This window comes from Kribbella sp. NPDC056345 (assembly GCF_042262745.1).
Lineage (GTDB): Bacteria > Actinomycetota > Actinomycetes > Propionibacteriales > Kribbellaceae > Kribbella.
In genome coordinates this window covers 787,023-804,675 of record NZ_JBHJQQ010000001.1, presented here as the reverse complement: position 1 = coordinate 804,675, position 17,653 = coordinate 787,023, and the positions used below count along the sequence as shown (strand labels likewise).

16 protein-coding genes are annotated in these 17,653 nt (G+C 67.8%); 6 read left to right on the top strand and 10 right to left on the bottom strand.

Annotated features, from left to right (window positions below):
* Positions 1 to 5 precede the first annotated feature (5 nt).
* From ACFCV3_RS03700 to ACFCV3_RS03690, 3 genes are all read left to right on the top strand, one after another.
* Positions 6 to 527 carry a HutD family protein gene (locus ACFCV3_RS03700; RefSeq protein ID WP_376025784.1) on the top strand — a complete coding sequence of 174 codons (522 nt, stop codon included), beginning with the start codon at positions 6 to 8 and terminating at the stop codon, positions 525 to 527.
* A gap of 79 nt (positions 528 to 606) precedes the next feature.
* Positions 607 to 1,902, top strand: coding sequence for an FAD-binding oxidoreductase (locus tag ACFCV3_RS03695; RefSeq protein WP_376025782.1), 1,296 nt, complete (start codon positions 607 to 609; stop codon positions 1,900 to 1,902).
* Positions 1,903 to 2,058: 156 nt separating this feature from the next.
* Positions 2,059 to 3,123 (top strand): hypothetical protein, encoded by a 1,065-nt coding sequence (locus tag ACFCV3_RS03690; RefSeq protein ID WP_376025780.1) that lies wholly within the window; start codon positions 2,059 to 2,061, stop codon positions 3,121 to 3,123.
* 36 nt (positions 3,124 to 3,159) lie between these two features.
* Here the strand turns inward: ACFCV3_RS03690 and ACFCV3_RS03685 are convergent, their stop codons facing one another.
* The 9 genes from ACFCV3_RS03685 to ACFCV3_RS03645 all read right to left on the bottom strand — a co-directional run bounded on the left by ACFCV3_RS03685 (position 3,160) and on the right by ACFCV3_RS03645 (position 11,340).
* Positions 3,160 to 3,477 carry a hypothetical protein gene (locus tag ACFCV3_RS03685; protein ID WP_376025778.1) on the bottom strand — a complete coding sequence of 106 codons (318 nt, stop codon included), beginning with the start codon at positions 3,475 to 3,477 and terminating at the stop codon, positions 3,160 to 3,162.
* A 39-nt stretch (positions 3,478 to 3,516) separates the two neighbouring features.
* Positions 3,517 to 4,884 (bottom strand): alkaline phosphatase family protein, encoded by a 1,368-nt coding sequence (locus ACFCV3_RS03680; RefSeq protein WP_376025777.1) that lies wholly within the window; start codon positions 4,882 to 4,884, stop codon positions 3,517 to 3,519.
* Positions 4,881 to 6,026 (bottom strand): metabolite traffic protein EboE, encoded by a 1,146-nt coding sequence (gene eboE, locus ACFCV3_RS03675; RefSeq protein WP_376025776.1) that lies wholly within the window; start codon positions 6,024 to 6,026, stop codon positions 4,881 to 4,883. Before eboE ends, ACFCV3_RS03680 begins: the two co-directional genes overlap by 4 nt.
* Positions 6,023 to 6,874 (bottom strand): TatD family hydrolase, encoded by an 852-nt coding sequence (locus tag ACFCV3_RS03670; RefSeq protein WP_376025774.1) that lies wholly within the window; start codon positions 6,872 to 6,874, stop codon positions 6,023 to 6,025. The genes eboE and ACFCV3_RS03670 overlap by 4 nt, the downstream gene beginning before the upstream one ends.
* 8 nt (positions 6,875 to 6,882) lie before the next feature.
* Complete coding sequence (locus tag ACFCV3_RS03665) at positions 6,883 to 7,425, bottom strand: EboA domain-containing protein (protein WP_376025772.1); 543 nt, start codon at positions 7,423 to 7,425, stop codon at positions 6,883 to 6,885.
* Complete coding sequence (locus ACFCV3_RS03660; protein ID WP_376025770.1) at positions 7,422 to 8,261, bottom strand: sugar phosphate isomerase/epimerase family protein; 840 nt, start codon at positions 8,259 to 8,261, stop codon at positions 7,422 to 7,424. The genes ACFCV3_RS03665 and ACFCV3_RS03660 overlap by 4 nt, the downstream gene beginning before the upstream one ends.
* The gene (locus ACFCV3_RS03655) at positions 8,258 to 9,121 is read right to left on the bottom strand and encodes an SCO3242 family prenyltransferase (RefSeq protein ID WP_376025768.1); all 864 of its coding nucleotides are present in this window, start codon (positions 9,119 to 9,121) and stop codon (positions 8,258 to 8,260) included. Before ACFCV3_RS03655 ends, ACFCV3_RS03660 begins: the two co-directional genes overlap by 4 nt.
* Positions 9,122 to 9,212: 91 nt before the next feature.
* On the bottom strand, positions 9,213 to 10,334 hold the full coding sequence (locus tag ACFCV3_RS03650; protein ID WP_376025766.1) for an inositol-3-phosphate synthase: 1,122 nt from the start codon (positions 10,332 to 10,334) through the stop codon (positions 9,213 to 9,215).
* Positions 10,335 to 10,455: 121 nt separating this feature from the next.
* Entirely contained in the window at positions 10,456 to 11,340 is an 885-nt protein-coding gene (locus ACFCV3_RS03645; protein ID WP_376025764.1) for an AraC family transcriptional regulator N-terminal domain-containing protein, read from the bottom strand.
* A gap of 499 nt (positions 11,341 to 11,839) precedes the next feature.
* On the opposite strand from ACFCV3_RS03645, the gene ACFCV3_RS03640 reads away from it, so the two are divergent.
* The 3 genes from ACFCV3_RS03640 to ACFCV3_RS03630 are packed head-to-tail and all read left to right on the top strand — an operon-like array spanning position 11,840 to position 14,654.
* Complete coding sequence (locus ACFCV3_RS03640; protein ID WP_376025763.1) at positions 11,840 to 12,922, top strand: ThiF family adenylyltransferase; 1,083 nt, start codon at positions 11,840 to 11,842, stop codon at positions 12,920 to 12,922.
* A gap of 8 nt (positions 12,923 to 12,930) precedes the next feature.
* A complete protein-coding gene (locus ACFCV3_RS03635; protein ID WP_376025762.1) occupies positions 12,931 to 14,091 on the top strand; it encodes a hypothetical protein in 1,161 nt (386 codons plus the stop codon).
* Positions 14,088 to 14,654 carry a DUF3105 domain-containing protein gene (locus tag ACFCV3_RS03630; protein WP_376025760.1) on the top strand — a complete coding sequence of 189 codons (567 nt, stop codon included), beginning with the start codon at positions 14,088 to 14,090 and terminating at the stop codon, positions 14,652 to 14,654. Before ACFCV3_RS03635 ends, ACFCV3_RS03630 begins: the two co-directional genes overlap by 4 nt.
* On the opposite strand, the gene ACFCV3_RS03625 is transcribed toward ACFCV3_RS03630, so the two are convergent.
* Positions 14,644 to 17,619 (bottom strand): BTAD domain-containing putative transcriptional regulator, encoded by a 2,976-nt coding sequence (locus ACFCV3_RS03625; RefSeq protein WP_376025758.1) that lies wholly within the window; start codon positions 17,617 to 17,619, stop codon positions 14,644 to 14,646. The genes ACFCV3_RS03630 and ACFCV3_RS03625 overlap by 11 nt on opposite strands.
* Between the last annotated feature and the right edge of the window lie 34 nt (positions 17,620 to 17,653).

Below are 17,653 nucleotides of genomic sequence, written 5' to 3'. Positions count from 1 at the left end.
TCGAGTTGCGGGTTCTGCGGCGGGCCGATCATCGGCGGGTGCTGTGGAAGAACGGGCTGGGGCACACGTACGAGGTGGCCCGGTCCGCGGGGGCCGACGTCGATTGGCGGCTGAGCTTCGCGGTCGTCGAACGGCCGGGCCCGTTCTCCAGCTTTCCCGGTATTGATCGCATCATCACGTTGGTGGCCGGTCGGCAGTTGGCGCTGACGATGCCGGGCGGTGAGGTGCAGGTGCTGCGGCCGTTCGAGCCGTTCGCGTTTCCTGGTGAAGCCGAGGTTCAGGGTGAGCCGTCGGGCTCGACGATCAACTTCAACGTGATGACTCGGCGGGGTCGCGCTGCGGCCGCGGTGGCGTGTCAGCGGATCGCCGGCGAGCAGAACCTCCAGGGCGCGGACTTCCTCGTGGTGCTGGACGGTTCTCTGACCGTCGACGGTGTCGTGCTCGGTCCGCGTGACGTGGTCTGCGATCCGCCTGATGGACTGACGGTCGCCGGTGCGGGAGTGGTGGCGCTCGTCCGCATCACCTGAGGGCAGACCTCGTGGGTAGTCCGGGCAGGCTTCGCTTGTGGGCCGGGTGATCGCGGCGGGGTGTAGATAGCTTGCCGGCATGGTTCAACTCGTCACCGAAGGACCCGAGTACGACGCCGCTGTCGCGATCTGGAACGGTGCTGTCGGCAACCGCCCGGTGGTGGTCGCGATCTGTACGACGACTGCCGACGTACGGGAGGCGATTGCCGTGGCCCGCGAGCGCGGGTTGCCGCTGTCGGTCCGCGGCGGCGGTCATGACTGGGCCGGCCGCGCGCTTCGGGACGGCGGTCTGGTGATCGACCTGACCCGGATGCGGCAGGTCTCGATCGAGGCTGGTGTGGCGACCGTGGGCGGTGGTGCGACTGCTGAGGACGTCGCTGCGGCTGCGGATCCGCTGGGGCTTGCGGTGGCGACAGGGACCGTTGGCACGGTTGGATTGCTGGGGCTGACACTCGGTGGGGGCTACGGTCCGCTCAGTGGGCGCTTCGGTCTCGCGGCCGACAACCTGCTGGGCGCGGAGGTCGTGCTTGCCGACGGGAGCGCCGTACAGGCTGATGGCGAGCTGTTGTGGGCGTTGCGTGGTGGTGGCGGCAACTTCGGTGTGGTCACTTCCGCCCGGATCGCCGCGCACCCGCTGGCCGAGGTGCTCGTCGGGTCGTTCGCCTTCCCGTTCGAGGAGGCCGAGCAGGTGTTCCTCCGGTACGGCGAACTTCTCGACTGTGGACCTGATGAGCTCACCTCGGTGATCGCCATCGTTACCGATCCCGAGGGCAATCCGCTGGTCTCGGTGGCGCCGACCTGGTCGGGGGATCTTGCCGAGGGCAAGGATGTCCTCGACGGGTTCGCCGCGCTCGGTACTCCGTTGCAGGCGGAGGTGAGTGTGAAGTCCCCGCTGGCGAAACTGCGCGAGTTCGATGGTGCGTTCCCGGATGGAGTTCGCTACGCGATCCGCACTCGCAACGTCACCGGCTTTACCCCGGAGGTCGTGACGGCGTTGCTCGAGGCGTACGCCGCCCGCACCTCGCCGGGCACGTTCATCAACATTCATCACTTCCACGGCGCCGCGAGCCGGGTGCCGATCAGGAGGTCCGCCTTCGGTCTGCGGGACGACCACTTCATGCTCGAGTTCATCGAGGTCGGCGGCGATGGCCGGTGGGCGCGGGCGGCGAGCACGCTGCTGGCGCAGTACTCGCTGCCTGGCGGCTACCCGAATCTGCTCGGTCCCGACGACCAGTCGCAGACCGCCGCGGCTTACGGCCCGAACGCCGCCCGGCTGCTCCGGATCAAGCACCGCCTGGACCGGCGCGGCGTCTTCACCGCAACGGCGCTGCCGGCCGGTGTATCAGGCGACCCGGGCGCGGACTCCGAAGAATAAGCCGGTCGGTGCCGGCGGCTTTGTGCTGCATTCGTGAATTACCCAAACAAACGCTCCGCGTAAACAATTCATGACATTGGGCTATTGCTCGATGCCGAGTGTGCGTGCTTGCATTCCCCCAGTAATCGGTCACCAATTTCCTGAGGGGGGAATCCGATGCCACGTCTGTCTTTGCCCGCCCGCTTCGCAGCAAGTCTGTTGATGCTGGCGGGTTTCCTCACCGTTGTTTCACCCGCGGATGCCGCGGTCCCGGACCGGAAGGGCTGGGCGCTGTGGAACCAGACCGCCGGCGCCGTCGTGCCGAGTGGTACCTGGCCGGCCGGGAGTTCCGTCATCCCGATCTCGCCAGGCCGCTACCAGGTCAAGCTGATCGGCCAGGGCGCGCCACAGGGCGTCGTACACGTCACCGCGATCAACACCACGCCGCACTGGTGCCAGGCTGAGAACTGGGGTCAGTCCGGCGCCGACGAGATCATCAACATCCGCTGCTACCGGGCCGGTGGCGCGCTGGATGTGTCGAGCTTCAGCGTCTTCTTCGTCCGCGCCTCCGGTGGTCCCGCGCCTGGCCCCTATGGGTACGTCGACTCGTCCGCCACCGGCGCGCTCTTCAGCCAGTACAACTCGGCCGGCGCCGGCAACACGTCGACCAACCTCGGCGTCGGTCAGTACCAGGTGAAGTTCCCGGGCCTGGTGGCCGGTGGAACCCTCGACGGCAGCCTGCAGGCAACCGCGGTCAACCCGCAGCAAGGCGCCCGCTGCAAGATCCGCAACTGGGTCTCCAGCGGTAGCGGCCAGACCGTCAACGTCCTCTGCTTCAACGCCGCCGGCGCCCTGCTGAACACCCGCTTCACCCTGACCTACCAGCACAAGGTCTCCCTGTACGGCGCCGCCGTCCCACCCAAGTACTACGGCTACTTCCTCAACCAGCCACCCGCCGGCCCGCCCTCCACCAACCTCAACTCGATCCTGGGCCTAGGCGCCAACACCATCCTCCCCGCAGGCACCGGCCTCTCCCTGGTCACCTTCCCGCGGATCGCCTTCACCCAGAACACCGTCCAGGTCACCGCCCACGGCTCCAACTCCAACTTCTGCGGCCTCAACACCTTCTGGACCAACAGCACCTCAGGCCCCGACCTCATAGTCCGAGACGTCAACTGCTTCACCAACGCCGGCGCCCCGATCAACACAGGCTTCACCGTCAGCGCCAACTCGATCCTCTGATCCACCGTGGGGCCCGCACCTGCAGAGGTGTGGGCCTCAACGCACGCCGGTCCAGATGATGCGGTCGGCGAAGGCACCCTTGGTGGTGGCTTTGTCGTGGCGGATCTTGTCGAGTTGGGGCTCGGTGAGGTTGAGGTCGGCGGCCAGGGCGTAGACGACTTCGAGGATGTCGGCCAGTTCGTCGGGGGCGTCGTCGTCGGTGGCCGCCAGGAACTCGGTGACTTCTTCGGTGAGTTTGGTCCGGAGGCGGTTGCGGTATTCGGCGGGGTCGGCGGTGTAGTAGGTGGGGTCCTCGCCGTGGGAGCGGATGATTTCGGGGATGCGGTCGCGGACTAGCTTGCTGGTGTTGGTCATCTGGGCAGCATGCCAGCCACTGGGGACAGTTCTCGGACGTCAGGCCAGGTTGGCGGCTTTCAGGAGAAGGTCTCGGACTGCGGTGGCGGGGACTGGGCCTTCGGGGGCCAGGGTGGGGTCGGTGCTGAGGAAGACTGGACCGTCTTCGGGGTTTGAGGGGAGGCGGCCGTGGGAGCCTCGGACGGGGGAGGGGTCCAGGGGGACTACCTGCATGGTGTAGCGGAAGCCGAGTTTCTTGCGGAGGAGGTAGGAGGCGGCTCGTGGTTTGACCAGGGGGTCGGTGGGGTCGAAGAAGAGTTCGGCGGGGTCGTAGCCGGGTTTGCGGTGGATCTCTACCGCTCGGGCGAAGTCGGGGGCCCGGGCGTCGTCGAGCCAGTAGTAGTAGGTGAACCAGGAGTCGGGCTCCGCGACGACGACCAGTTCGCCGGCGCGCTCGTGGTCGAGGCCGTGGCGTTTCTTGCCTTCGGCATCCAGTACTTCGGCGACACCGGGCAGCCCGGACAAGAGCTTCTGCACGGCCTCGATGTCGGCCGGCTCGCGCACATACACATGGGCGATCTGATGATCGGCGACCGCGAAGGCCCGCGAGGCAAACGGGTCGAGATACTCCATCCCGTCCTGAGTGTGCACCTCCAGCAAACCCTCGCGCCGGAGCAGGCGGTTCACGTCGACCGGGCGGCTGACATCGGTGATCCCGTACTCCGACACCACAACAACCGTGGCATCACGGGCAGCGGCATCGTCGAGCAGCGGCGCCAGTACGGCGTCCAGTTCGATCGCCGCACGCGTTGCCTCGACGGACGAAGCGCCGTACCGCTGCAAGTCGTAGTCCAGATGCGGAACATACGTCAGCAGCAGATCCGGCGAATCCGTCGCGAGGATGTCCCGCGCCGCGTCCACGATCCACTGACTCGACTTGATGCTTGCAGTCGGCCCCCAGTAGTTGAACAGCGGGAAGTCACCCAGTCGAGACGTCAGCCGATCGTGCAAAGCGACCGGCCGCGTGTAGCAGTCCGGCGACTTGCGCCCATCCGCGTAGTAGATCGGCCGCGGCGTCACCAGCAGATCGGTCTCCGCGCCCATCGCGTACCACCAGCAGACGTTCGCCACCTTGTACGACGGGTCGCGCCGGCGGGCGATGTCCCAGACCTTCTCACCCTGGATGAGCCGGTTGTGCTGCCGCCACAGGAGCACCTCACCAAGATCCCGGAAGTACCACCCGTTCCCCACAATTCCATGCGAGGAAGGCAGCGTGCCGGTCAGGAACGTCGCCTGCGCCGAACACGTCACCGCCGGCAGTACCGTCTCGAGATTCCTTGTCAACGGCAACGACCGCAACCGCGGCATCTTCCGCAGCAGCCGCGGAGTCAAGCCGACCACATCGATGACAACGACCTGCCGGGTCATACGGCCTCCAAACCAAGAGCAGTGATGCGCGAACGCAGCCAATCCAGCTCACCGGCGATCCCCTCGGCAAGCTCCGCCGTGTCACGAGGTGACGACGGCAGCACGGACCAGGTGTAGGTCTCCGACTCCAAATGCAGCGTCCGCGGGTGCTCACCGCCCACCAGGTGAGCGAGCGATTCCTCCAGTACGTCGGTCGTGCTGCTCAACGGCGGTCGCGGCGCCGCATGGACCGGCACATGGAAATGCACCCGCCAAGCATCAGCACCCGCCAACTGATCAAGCGCATCCAGATTGTCGATCCCACGACCACCCCGCTCCCGCGTCTGATGCAGGAACTTCGGTTCGGCAAACTCGGCGAGCAACCGCCGCGCCTCCGCATCACCCGGATCAGCCACGTGCAGAGCCGCCGACACCTGGCTCTTCACCACCGGCACCCCAGCCCGATCCAGCACCGCAAAGGCCGTCGCCGGGTCCTCGAACTGCACCGCCAGATGACACGTGTCGAGACACAACCCGATCCGCCCGCCCGCGCCGTACGGGCTGAGCCACTCCGCACCCTGCGGCACCATCTCGATCACACACCCCGGCTCGGGTTCGAACGCGACCCGGATCCGTCGCCCGGTCGACTCCTCGGTACGCGCCAGATGCATCTCCAGCCGGCTCACCGCCGCCCGCGCCAGCGTGTCCTGGTCGACCGACCACGGGTCCCGCCACGCCAACGGCAGCGTCGAGATCGAGCCGTAGGCGGCATCCGCCGGCAGCAACTGCGCCAGTACGTCGACCAGGTTGCGCGTGTAGTGGAGTCGTTCGGGCTGAGTCCAGTCGGGCAGATACACCTTCTTCCCGACCACCTCGTCGTGGAACCCGGCGTACGGGAAGCCGTTCAGTGTCACGACCTCCAGGCCGTTGCGCAGCAAGGCCTGCCGCAGCCGATCCAGCGCCTGCGAAGAGTTCGCAAGCTGCTCGGCGAGCTCAAAAGCGAGCCAGAGACCGACCCCGAGAACCGGTACGTCGAGCTCCTTCCGCACGAGCGCCGAACAGCTGTCGAGCTGCGCGATCACGCCGTCGAGATCCTCGGCCGGGTGGACGTTCGTGCAGTACGCGAGGTGGATGAGCGAGCCGTCGGGATGCCGGAACCTCATGCCGGTGCTCCCCGCAGGATCGAGTTGCCCGCATAGGTTTCGGCCGGTTCGACCGAGCTCAGGTCGAGTCGGCCGGACTGCCCGTAGAAGGCGATCGGGTTCCGCCAGAGCACCTGGTCGACGTCGTCATCGGTGAAGCCCGCGGCGAGCATCGCCTGCCCGGTCGCATACGTGCGCAGCGGATCGGAGCGGCCCCAGTCGGCGGCCGAGTTCACCAGCATCCGCTCGGTGCCGTACCGCTGCAGGATCGCGACCATCCGATCCGGATCCATCTTGGTGTCCGGGTAGATCGAGAAGCCCATCCAGCAACCCGAGTTCGCGACCTCTTCGACCGTGACCTCGTTCAGATGGTCGACGGCGACGTACGACGCCGCGATCCCCGACTCCCGGACCACGTCGAGCGTCCGCGTCGTACCGGTCGCCTTGTCGCGGTGCGGGGTGTGCACCAGCGCGGGCAGCCCGAACCGGACGGCGAGCTCGAGTTGGTGCGCGAACACCTCGTCCTCGGCCGGCGTCATCGAGTCGTAGCCGACCTCGCCGACCGCGACCACCCCGTCCTTGGCCAGGTACCGCGGCAGCACCTCGAGGATCTCGCGGCACCGCGGATCATTCGCCTCTTTCGGGTTCAGGGCGATCGTGCAGTGGTGCTTGATCCCGTACTGCGAGGCCCGGAACGGCTCCCAGCCGATCAGCCCGTCGAAGTAGTCGACGAACGACGCGGCGCTGGTCCGCGGCTGGCCGAGCCAGAAGGCCGGTTCGACCACGGCCTGGACGCCGTGCGCGGCCATCGCCGCATAGTCGTCGGTGGTCCGGGACGTCATATGGATGTGCGGGTCGAAGATGCGCATCGGTCCAGTCACCTCTCGGTCAGGTACGGCGTGAGATCGGCGGGTACGGCGCGGCCTGCGGCCGTCCGCTCGGCCGCGAAGTCGGACATCATCCGGAGCAGCTCGGCGTCCACCCGGTCCGGCAGACCGTCGACCTCGGCCAGCGGGATTCCGGCGAAGACACACTTCAGGACCGCGTGCCGAAAACTTGCCATCGGCAACTTCTCGGTCGCGTACGGCGACCCGAGTGCGGCGGTGATCAGTCTCGGATCGTTCGTCCGGATCGCGTCGTCCAGCAGCTCGACACCACGCACGCTCATGGTGGTGGCGACCTCGTCCAAGGCGAGCGCCTTGAGGACGGCACGTTTCTCGGCAGCATCGCCGTACCGATAGATCTCGGCGATCTCGGCGGCGCTCGCTCCGGCGAGCAGGACAGCGCGGGCGGCCTCGTCGGTGGTCCAGCCGTTGCCGAGCAGTTCGCGACCGACGATCCGGCCGACGGCCGGGAACACCTCGGCCAGGGGCTGGTCGCGGAGACCGGAGACATCAACGGGAAGGTCGGCGGCCTTCATCGTTGTGCCTCGCGGATCTGTGCATTTTTCAGGAAGGTGATGGAGTCGCGCGCGATAGTCGGCGCGGCGTGTGAGTGCCGGGGGAGCTCGACCGCGACGAGACCGGTGTACCCGACGTCGCGCAACGCGTCGAAAACCGGTGGGAAGTCGACCTCGCCGGTCCCGAACTCGAGGTGTTCGTGGACGTCTCGGACCATGTCGTCGATCTGCACATTCACCAGGTACGGCGCTCCGGTGCGGATGCAGTCGGGTGGTGACTGCGGCTCGTTGCAGACCAGGTGCCCGATGTCGAGGGTCAGTCCGAGGGCATCGCTGCCGACCTCGGCCTGGAGTTTGAGATAGCCGGCCAGGTCGTCGACGAGCATGCCGGGCTCCGGTTCGAACCCGAGCCGCACGCCGCGGTCGGCGGCGTACCCGGCGAGCTGTTCGCATCCGGCGACGAGTCGCTGCCAACCGACAGTCGGCTCCACCTCCGGCGGCAGGATGCCGGACCAGAACGAGACCGCCTCGGCCCCGAGGTCGGCGGAGATCTGGATCGCTCGCTGCAACAGGTCGATCCGCTGCTCGGCGCCATCGGTGTGCAGCAGGGTCGGCGCGTGTTTGCGGAACGGATCCAGCACGTACCGAGCACCGGTCTCGATCACCACGCTCAGCTGATGCCGCTCCAGCAACCGCCCGACCTCAGCGGTCCGCTCCCGCAACCACGGCCCGAACGGGTCCAGGTGGTTGTGGTCCAACGTCAGCGCAACCCCGTCGTATCCAAGGTCCGCGATCACGCTCAGCGCATCGGCCAGCCGATGGTTCGCAAACCCGTTCGTCCCGTAACCGAGCCTCATGTCGACGACACCTTCTTCGCCAACGCCTTCACCAACGGAAACGCCAACGCCAACCCAGCCCCCAACCGCGGCGCCCCCGCCCGAGCAACCCAAGCCGCTTGCAATGGCACCAGCCCATGAATCCCAGCCCCCACAGCCCCCCGAACATGCGCAGCATCAGGCTCCCGAGCCGCAGCCAACTGAGCCGGCACCACCCCCCGCGCAAACCACCCAGCCAACGCAGCCGCCGTAGCCCACCCGAGCCTCAGGTGAGGAGCACGTGGTTGTGGGGTGGAGGCGAGGAGGGTTAGGGCGGCGGTGGTGGCGAGGCTAGCTCTGGCGGGGGTTGGTGTGCCGCCGTGGACTTCGCCTCGGGACAGGGTGGTGACGGCGAGGATATGGGCGCCGACGGCGAGCGCGGGGGCGAGCGCACGCCGCCGTTCAGCGCCCGCACCGACCAGTACGTCGAGCGCCCGGGCGGAGGCCATCACCGCCGGGCCCGCGATCGTGTTCTTCGCGACCACGTCATACGTCCACGCGGTGGCGGCCAGCGCGGCTGACGTGGCGAGCGTGGACCGGCCGCCACTCAATGCCGACAGCACGAGCCCACCCGCGGTCAGCCCGGCTGCCAGGTTGAACGCAGTCTGCGCAGGCACCCGCCCCGACGGAATAGGCCGCTCCGGCCGCTCGACCGCATCCAGCTCCCGATCGGCCCAGTCGTTCAACGCCATCCCGGCCCAGTAAATGCAGATCGACGAGGCCGACAACCCAACCGCCCGCCCAACCCGCAGATCCCCAACCGCCGCAGCCCCGGCCAGCACATCCCCAGGCACCGTCAACCCAGCCGGCGCCCGCACCAGCTCCACCAACGCCCTCAACATGCCACACCCCCGCGACTGAACCCACCGTGCCCCCGCGACGGCACGGTTCGCACAGTCGGGGGATGGGTGCAGAGTGGCGCCAGTCGCGGGGTCATCCGTGGGCCCACTGGACTAGGGCGTCGTACTGGGTGGGGAGCGAGTGCTCGGTGGAGTCGATGGGGTCTTTGAAGTAGAAGCTGAGGAAGGGCATGGGGCCTACGTGACCGCGTTCCAGAGCCAGGGCCGACAGTCGGGCCAGGTCCAGGACGAGGGGAGCGGCCAGGGCGGAGTCGCAGCCTTGCCAGGTGAATTGCAGGGTCATGCGGACGCCGAGGAAGCCGGAGAACAGGATGTGGTCCCAGGCGGTCTTCCAGTCGCCCATCGGATCCACGTAGTCGATGTGGACCTGGCCGGCCACGTCCGGGCCGAGCATGTCGGTGAGACCGCGTTCCTTGGACACGTTCTTGGACTCAGCCGCGCGTGGATCGGCGAGGGTGGCGCCGTCGCCGCCGCCGAGCAGGTTGGTGCCGGACCACGCGTGGACCGGCAGAGCGCGGGCGGTGAACATCGGCGCGAGCACGCTCTTCACCAGCGTCTCTCCGGTCTTCGCGTCCTGCCCACCGAACGGCATTCCACGCTCAACAGCCCAGTCCCGGATCACCTGCGGCCGGATCGAGGTCGACGGCGTGAAGTCGATGAACGGGGCCCCCGCTTCGAACGCAGCCAGCGCCGCGACACAACTCGCCGGCAGCGGATTCCCGCTCCGCAGCGCTTCCCGCAGTACGGCGACGTCGTCGTACCCGACCTCGTACGGCGGCTCCGTCGAGGCCACGTTGATGGCCACGACCTGGTCGAGGTCGTTGCGCAGGCGGAAGGCACGCAGATCCTCGGCCATCCGCGTGATCAGCTCCGCCTGGTTGGCGGCGACCGGGAGGACCACCAGGTTCCTCTCGGCCGCGGCCAGTTCCGCGGCGATCAGCCCGTCGAGTCCGGCTGGAAGGACCCCACCGGCGACGAGTCGCTCGACTTGTTTGCTGAGCGGAGTGTCGGTGACGTCATGACCACCGAAGACCAGACTCTCGATCGGCACCAGCCCGGCACCGCTGAACGCAGGCCCGGCGGTGACCACTCCGGCCGGTGGCGCGCCGTGGGCGAGCGCGGCCGCGCCTGCCACGGTCGTGGTCGCGACCGATCCTCGGGCTCCGAACAACCAGACACCAACGCGTGGACGCATGGAAGCTCCTCACGCCACGGATGGTGATGGACGGCGGACTATCCGTGGCAGTGGGGACTCTAAGGTCCAGGAATGCTTCCTGGGAAGCAGTTGTCCCGACTTTGTTGGGTCAACCGCCGAATTAAAGCGTCGCGGCCGCACCGGCGCGGTCGGCCGACGGCGGTACGCCGAACATCCGGCGGTACTCGCGGCTGAACTGGGACAGCGACTGGTAGCCGACCTCGTGCCCGATCCGGGCGATCTCGGTTCGGGTGGACAGGAGCGCGAGCCGGGCGCGCTGGAGCCGGAGTGCCTTCTGGTACTGCAGCGGGCTCAGCTGGGTGACCGCGCGGAAATGCCGGTTCAGCGTGGAGACGCCGGCCCCGACCCCGGCCGCCAGCTCGTCGATCCGGAGTGGCTGATCGACGTTCTGCTGGATCCAGCGCACGGCCGCCGCGACGAGCGTCGTACCGGATTCGGTGTCGCCGAGCTGGCGGACGAGCGACTGCTGCGAACCGGTCAGCAGCCACCAGTGAATCTCCCGGATGATGCCCGGGGCGAGCACCTGGTAGTCAGTCGGCCGACGATGCAGCCGGAGCAGCCGGGTGATCGCATCGAGCAAGTGCTCATCCGCCGTACTGACCGCCAGCCCCGGAGCGGCACGGGTCGCCACCCGGCGGAGCTCTGGCGGTCCCTCGAGCAGCAGCTCGGCGATCAGCGCGGCCCGCAGCGGCATCCCCAGCCCGACGAACGGCGTCTCCTCCGACGCCTCGGTGACCCGCCCGATCATCGGCAGATCAACCGTCACAATCAGGAACTGCCCGGCCCGGTAGTCGTAGATCTGCTCGCCGACCGTCGACTGTTTGGCGCCCTGCAGCACGAAGGCGACCGTCGGGTTGGTCGTCGAACCCATCGATTCGGTCATCCGCGAGTTCTGCACCAGCGTCATCCCGTCGACCTCGATCCACCGATCCGGGGCACCGGTCATCGCCAGCACCAGATCCCGCAGCGAGGTCAGAGCGTCCATGACCCCAGTAAACCCCGCCTTGCCCGATCCCGGCCGCGAGGGAGCGGATCAGGCAAGAACCCGGTCGGATCGTGCTACCAAAGCCGCCGCACCGCAAACAATGCCGGCCAGGCACCGATGATGCAATTCGCCGGCGTCGCGCATTCCCTTTATCCGTCCTAGTGGTACCGATTCTCATTCGAGGGTTTGAAAAGGCCTTGAAATCATGGGGATTTCCCCCATCCCGTGGATCGGGGTTCGGTGTTCTACTGAGGGTCGCGGTGGGCCCGCCGTTTCCTGTAATGCCGCCCGACAAAGAGGGGAAACCGTCATGGAGAAGGTCGAGACCACGCCGGAACCGCGCAAGATCATGGTGCGCCGGCTGGAGAAGCTGGAGACCACCGCGATCATCGTGACCGATCCGGGCTGCCGCAACGAGGTCTGCGGCTAGTCACCAGTATCAGGACCGGGGCGTGGCGCCGACCACGCCCCGGTTCGCGCGCTTCTGGGGAGGGGCTCGATGGAGAAACCGCGGATCAAGGGGATCCACAAACCGGCGCGACTGACGCCGACGCTGGTGTCGGTCGGTGGCCGGCAGCAAGGGATCGGCGCCGAGATCGACGACGAGGACGGTGTGGTCTGGCGCTTGCTGGGCCTGATGGACGGAAGCCGAACACGCGTTGAGATCATCGAAGCCTTGGGCAACGACCTGACGGCAGCCGAGGCCGCCGAAGCGATGCAGGCGATCATCGACGCCGGGTACGTCGAGGACGCGGCCGCACCACCTCCGGACAGTCTGAGTCCGGAGGAGGTCGACCGCTACGACCGCGCGCTCACCTACTACGCCTGGGTCGACCTCACTCCGCGCCCGTCCCGGTACGACGTACAAGCCCGGCTGAAGGCGAGCAAAGTCGTCGTACTGGGTCTTGGTGGTACCGGCTCAGCGGTTGCTGCATCACTTGTCGCAGCCGGGGTGGGCGCGGTGCATTGTGCCGACTTCGACGTGATCGAGGCCGGCAATCTGACCCGCCAATTGCTGTACACCGAGGACGATCTGGGCAAGCCGAAGATCCCGGTCGCAGTCGAACGTTTGAGCAAACTCAACAGGCATACGGTCGTCACCGGCGAGGAGCTCAAGGTCGATTCGGCCGACGCCGTCGCCTACCTGATGGACCAGGGCGACCTGCTCATGCTGTGCGCCGATCAGCCGATGCACACGATCCGCGAGTGGACGAACGCGGCCGCACTCCGCACCAAGACCCCGTGGATGCTGGCTCAGTACGCCGGTCCGATGGCCGTCGTCGGCCTGTTCGTGCCGGGGGAGACCTGCTGCCCGGATTGCCTGCCGAGCGTCCGGGACCGGCTGCGGGATCAGTACGGTCAGGAGCCCGAGGACCTGTTCCCGTTCACCGGCCACGCGGTGATCGCGCCGACCGCCAACCTGACCGGCCACCTCGCCGCACTCGACGCGGTCTACCACCTCGGCGGTATCCCGACCACGACCCGCGGCCTGATGTACCACCTCAGCCTGACCGACCTGACCTACCACTACACCGTCCGCCCGACCCCCGGCGCCACCTGCCCGACCTGCGGGTGGCGATGAGTACGGACATGAGCCTCGCGCATGTCGTCGTACGGAAAGAAGGCGAGGACGAGTACGTCGTCGGCGATCCGGCCAGCGGCAACTTCGTCGTCGTACCGGAGCTCGGGGCCCGCCTGGTCGAGCTCTTCGTGGCCGGCCGGACCGTCGAGGAGGCGGCCGCGCAGGTTCACAAAGAGACCGGTGAGGTGATAGACGCCGCCGACTTCCTGGAGGTACTGCGCGACGCGGGGATCACCCGATCCGCGGAAGGGTCCCAGCACTGGTCGATCTCCCGTATCCCGGCCCGCTGGGTACGGCCGTTCTTCGGGCCGACCGCCTGGGTCGTGTACGGCGCCTGCCTGGCCATCACGCTGGTGATGTTCGTGATCGAGCCGTCGCTGCGACCGACGTACGAGGACACGTTCGTCTTCCCCGACATCGTGCTGAGCCTGCTGGTCACCAACGTGGTCGTGATCGCACTGACCTTCCTGCACGAGATCTGGCATGCCTTCGCCGGCGCGGCCGTCGGCGTACCGTCCCGGCTCCGGCTGGAGCGGCGCGGGATCTTCCCGGTCCTCGAAACCGACCTGTCCGGCCTGTGGGCGCTGCCACCGGCCAAGCGCTACGGCCCGTTCCTCGCCGGGATGGCGATCGACAGCGTCGTACTGGTCCTCGCGGTCGCCCCTCGTTACGCGTGGTCGCGCGGCTGGATCGACCTGTCGCCGCTGCTGATCCGCATCCTCGCCATGGTCGTCCTGAGCCAGGTCGCCAAACTCGCCTTCCAGACCCTGGCCTACCTCCGCACCGACATGTACCTCGTGATGGCCACCGCCACCGGCTGCGGCAACCTGCACCAGGTCACCCGGTTGTCCTTGAAACGCCTGGTACGCCGTCTCACCCCCGCCGAGGCGAATGTCCTGAGCACGGCCCACGACCGCGATCTCCGGGTGGCCCGCTGGTATCGGCTGCTGTATATCACCGGGCTGATCTGGATGGTCTGGTTCGCCGTTCACTTCATCGTGCCGAGCGCGAAAGTCACCTTCGGCTGGGCGTTCGGCGTACTGCTGCAGGCACCGCCGTTCAGTCTCTACTGGCTGGAAGGCCTGATCCTGCTCGCCTTCACCTCGCTGAACGTCTTCCTGCCGCTCGGTGTCGCGATCCGCAACCGGCGAAGGGCGGCCGCAGCATGAAGAAGCGCTTCGGTCTCGCCGTCGGCATCCTCGTGACCACCCTCAGCGTCCTCACCATGTCCAGCTTCGCCTTCGGCGTCCTCCTCGGCCAGTTCAACGACCGCAAAGCCCTGCCCTGCCACGAGATTCCGGGCACTCCCCAACCCTCCGAAGGCAACCGTCACCTCGCGTACCACAACGCCCCGCACGATCCGTACAAAACCATTCCGCCCACCTCGGGCCCACACTCACCAAGGGTCGTCATCCCCGGCATCTACCGAGCGCCCATCCCACCCGAGCTCCAGGTCCACATCCTCGAACACGGCCACGTGCTCCTCCAGTACGCCGCCGGCACCAGCCCCGCCGACATCGACCGCCTGGAACGCATCGGCCGCCGCCACCCCCGCGACGTGATCGTTGCACCCTACCGAGACCTCCCCACGGGCATCGCTCTGACAGCCTGGCAACGCCTGGACAAACTGGATGCCCTGGACAACAACCGCATCGAGGACTTCATCACCAAGGTCGCCGGCCGCTACGACCACCAATGGCGCAACGGAGCCACCGACTGCCTCACCCCCTGAGAGCGTCCAGCTTCTTCCGGAGGGCGTGGCTGCGAGGCGGGACATGCTCGTCGGCCAAGGCGATCGCCTGGCTGAGGTGATCGACGGCGGTGAGCGAATCACCGGCCGCCGCGGCATGATCAGCGAGGCCTTCGTGGGCGGCGATGACGTACACATGGTCCTTGTCCCTCATCGCCCCATCCAGGACAGGCCCGAACCACTCCAAGGCGCTGTCCGCGTCGCCTGCTGCCAGCAGACTGTTCCCGAGGTGCAGTTCCATGGCCCAGACGGTGAGCTTCGAGCCGGTCTTCTGCGCCGCTTCGTGGGCCTTCCGGTGCAGATCGACCGCGCGCGCGAGATCGCGGCCGCTGTCGCGGTAGACCGCACCGAGTGCGCCCAGGGCCCAGGGCAGACTGAACTTGTTGTCCAGCTCGACGGCAAGCTCGTACGCCGAGGTCCCGGTCGCGATCGCCTCATCGACTCGGTCCAGGGCCAGGTAATTGATGCTGAGACTGGCCAGTGTGTCGGCCAGTAGGCCAGTGGGTTCGAACCGGCGGAAGGCAGCCACGGACTCCTCATGGGCGACGACTGCTGCCTCGAAGTTGAACGCATTGCCGTGCAGCATGCCAATCGAGGACAGACTGGCTGCGAGCAGCCGGTCCGCGCGCAACTCTCGAGCCAGCTGGGTTGCTTCCTCCAGCACAGTCAGGGCCTCGCCGTACGGGTCGAGTGTCCGCAGCGCACTCCCCAGACCGGACAGGATCCGAGCACGGAGTAGGAGGTCGCCGTCCGCGGGCAACCGATCCAGGGCTCGCCGCAACTGCTCGGCGGACGGCCGGGCCCCACGCTGCGGACGGATCAAGCGGCCGCGAGCGAGCAGGATCCGCGCCTCGGCTTCGCGGTCGTGAAGCGTGCCGGCGGCCACCAGCGCCAGGTCGAGGACCTGGTCCTGGTGCTGGATCTTTCCGCGACGCTCCAGATAATTGACCACGGACAGAGCTAGCTGCCAGGTCCGGACGTGGTCGTCGGTCGTGGCCGCGTACTCCACCGCTGCCGCCAGGTTGTCGGCCTCCGCGTCGGCCCAGGCCTTCGCCTCCTTGAGCGTGGCGTGCGGTGGCACGGCTTGTGGCGGGCGCGGTCCAGGATCGAAGTAGCGCATGCCCTCCTGCTCGCAGAACGGGTGGAAGCAGGCCTGGAGGTAGTACTCCAGCAGGCGGTCGCGGGCGGCTGTCCGGAACTCCGGTGCATCGGTGGATTCGGTGAGATGGGTGGCGTACTCGCGGAGGAGGTCGTGGAACTCGTAGCGGCCAGGGGCTCGCTGGACCAGCAGATTGGCGTCGACGAGCGACTCGGCGAGATCCGAGGCCTTGTGCGGGTCGAGTCCGGTCAGCGCAGCGGCGCCGTACTGGTCGAGGTCGCGGCCGGGCAGCAGGCTGAGCAGCCGGAAGAAGTTCTGCTGGTCGGGCGGCAGTTGTTCGTAGGAGAGGGCGAACGCAGCGGAGATTCCGAGCCCGTCGGCGGTCAGTTCGGAGAGCCGACGGCCGACACGGTCGAGGCGCTCGTTGATGTGGGCGACGGTCCAGGTGGGGCGATGTCGCAGGCGGGCACCGGCGATCCGGAGCGCGAGTGGGAGGTTGCCGCAGCGGGCGATGAGACCGTTGCTTGCAGCAACATCTTTGACCGTGCGGTCGGCACCGACCAGTTGAGTCAGGAGGGCCGTCGCGTCGGGTGCGTCCAGCAGGCCGAGATGTAGGCGTTCGTGGACGTCGAGTCCGGTCAGCTGACTGCGGCTGGTGATCAGTGCGCCGCAGGTCGGTGAACCCGGCAGCAAGGGGACGACCGTGCTGCTGTCGAGGGCGTTGTCCAGCACGATCAGCAGTCGCCGCCCGGCCACTGTCGCCCGCCACAACGTCTGTGCTTCCTCGAGATTCGCCGGGATCGCTGTCGCGCCGACCCCGGCGCCGACGAGCAGGTGGTCCAGTGCGGACTTGACGTCGCGTGGACGGTGACCCGGCGTGTGACCGTGCAGGTCGGCGAACAGCAGACCGTCGGGGTAGTGGGCGGCCAGTCGGCGCGCGGCGTGCAGAGCCAGCGCCGTCTTCCCGGTGCCTGCCATCCCGTCGATGGCCGCGATCGGCGGTGCCGACCTGCCACTGCCGCCGAGAGCCTGGGTCAGCCGGCCGAGTTCGGCCTCCCGTCCGACAAAGACAGCGCCCGCGTACGGGAGTTCGTCGCGCGTGCGAGCCGCCTCCTGGTTGCGGAGGACACCCTGCTGGATCTCGCGCAGCCCCGGGCCGGGCTCGACGCCCAACTGGTCGACGAGTACGTCGCGCGCCCGTCGGTAGACGTCGAGTGCGTCGGCCTGGCGGCCATCGGCTGCCAGAGCTCGCATGAGTTGGCCGGCCAGGCGTTCGTCGAAAGGTCTGGCGGCTACCGCCGGGACCAGTTCGGCGACGAGCTCGGCGGTCCGGCCACGATCCAGGTCGAGGTCGACGCGGTCGGCGAAGACTCGGTCATGGCGTTCGAGCAGCCGGCGCCGCTGCGCAGCAAGGTACGGACCGGGAAGCCCGGACAGCGGTTCGCCACGGAAGAGCGCCAGAGCTTGGTTGTACGCCGCGGCTGCCGCGTTGAGGTCACCGCGATCGCGGAGTTGGCCCGCGTGCGTCGCGATGGCCTCGAACTCGGTGATGTCGAGGGCGTCGGGCGGTAGCCGCAGGACGTAGCCGTTCGACGTATGGTGGACGACATCGACCGGGAGGGTGCGGCGGAGACGGTATATGTACGGCGGGAGGACCTTGAGGCCGGTGCCCGGTGGGTTGTCGTGCCAGACCAGGTCGAGGAGATCCTCCGGTGTGCAGACCTGATTGGCGCGCAGGGCCAGGACGGCAAGGAGGGCCTGGAGACGATGGGCGCCCACGGTGATCGGCTCGTCGTGGTGCAGGATTTGTAGCGGGCCGAGGATCTCGATGCGTAGCTGCCCGGTCACTACAACAGTCTGCCTGGTGAGGGGAGCAGTGTCG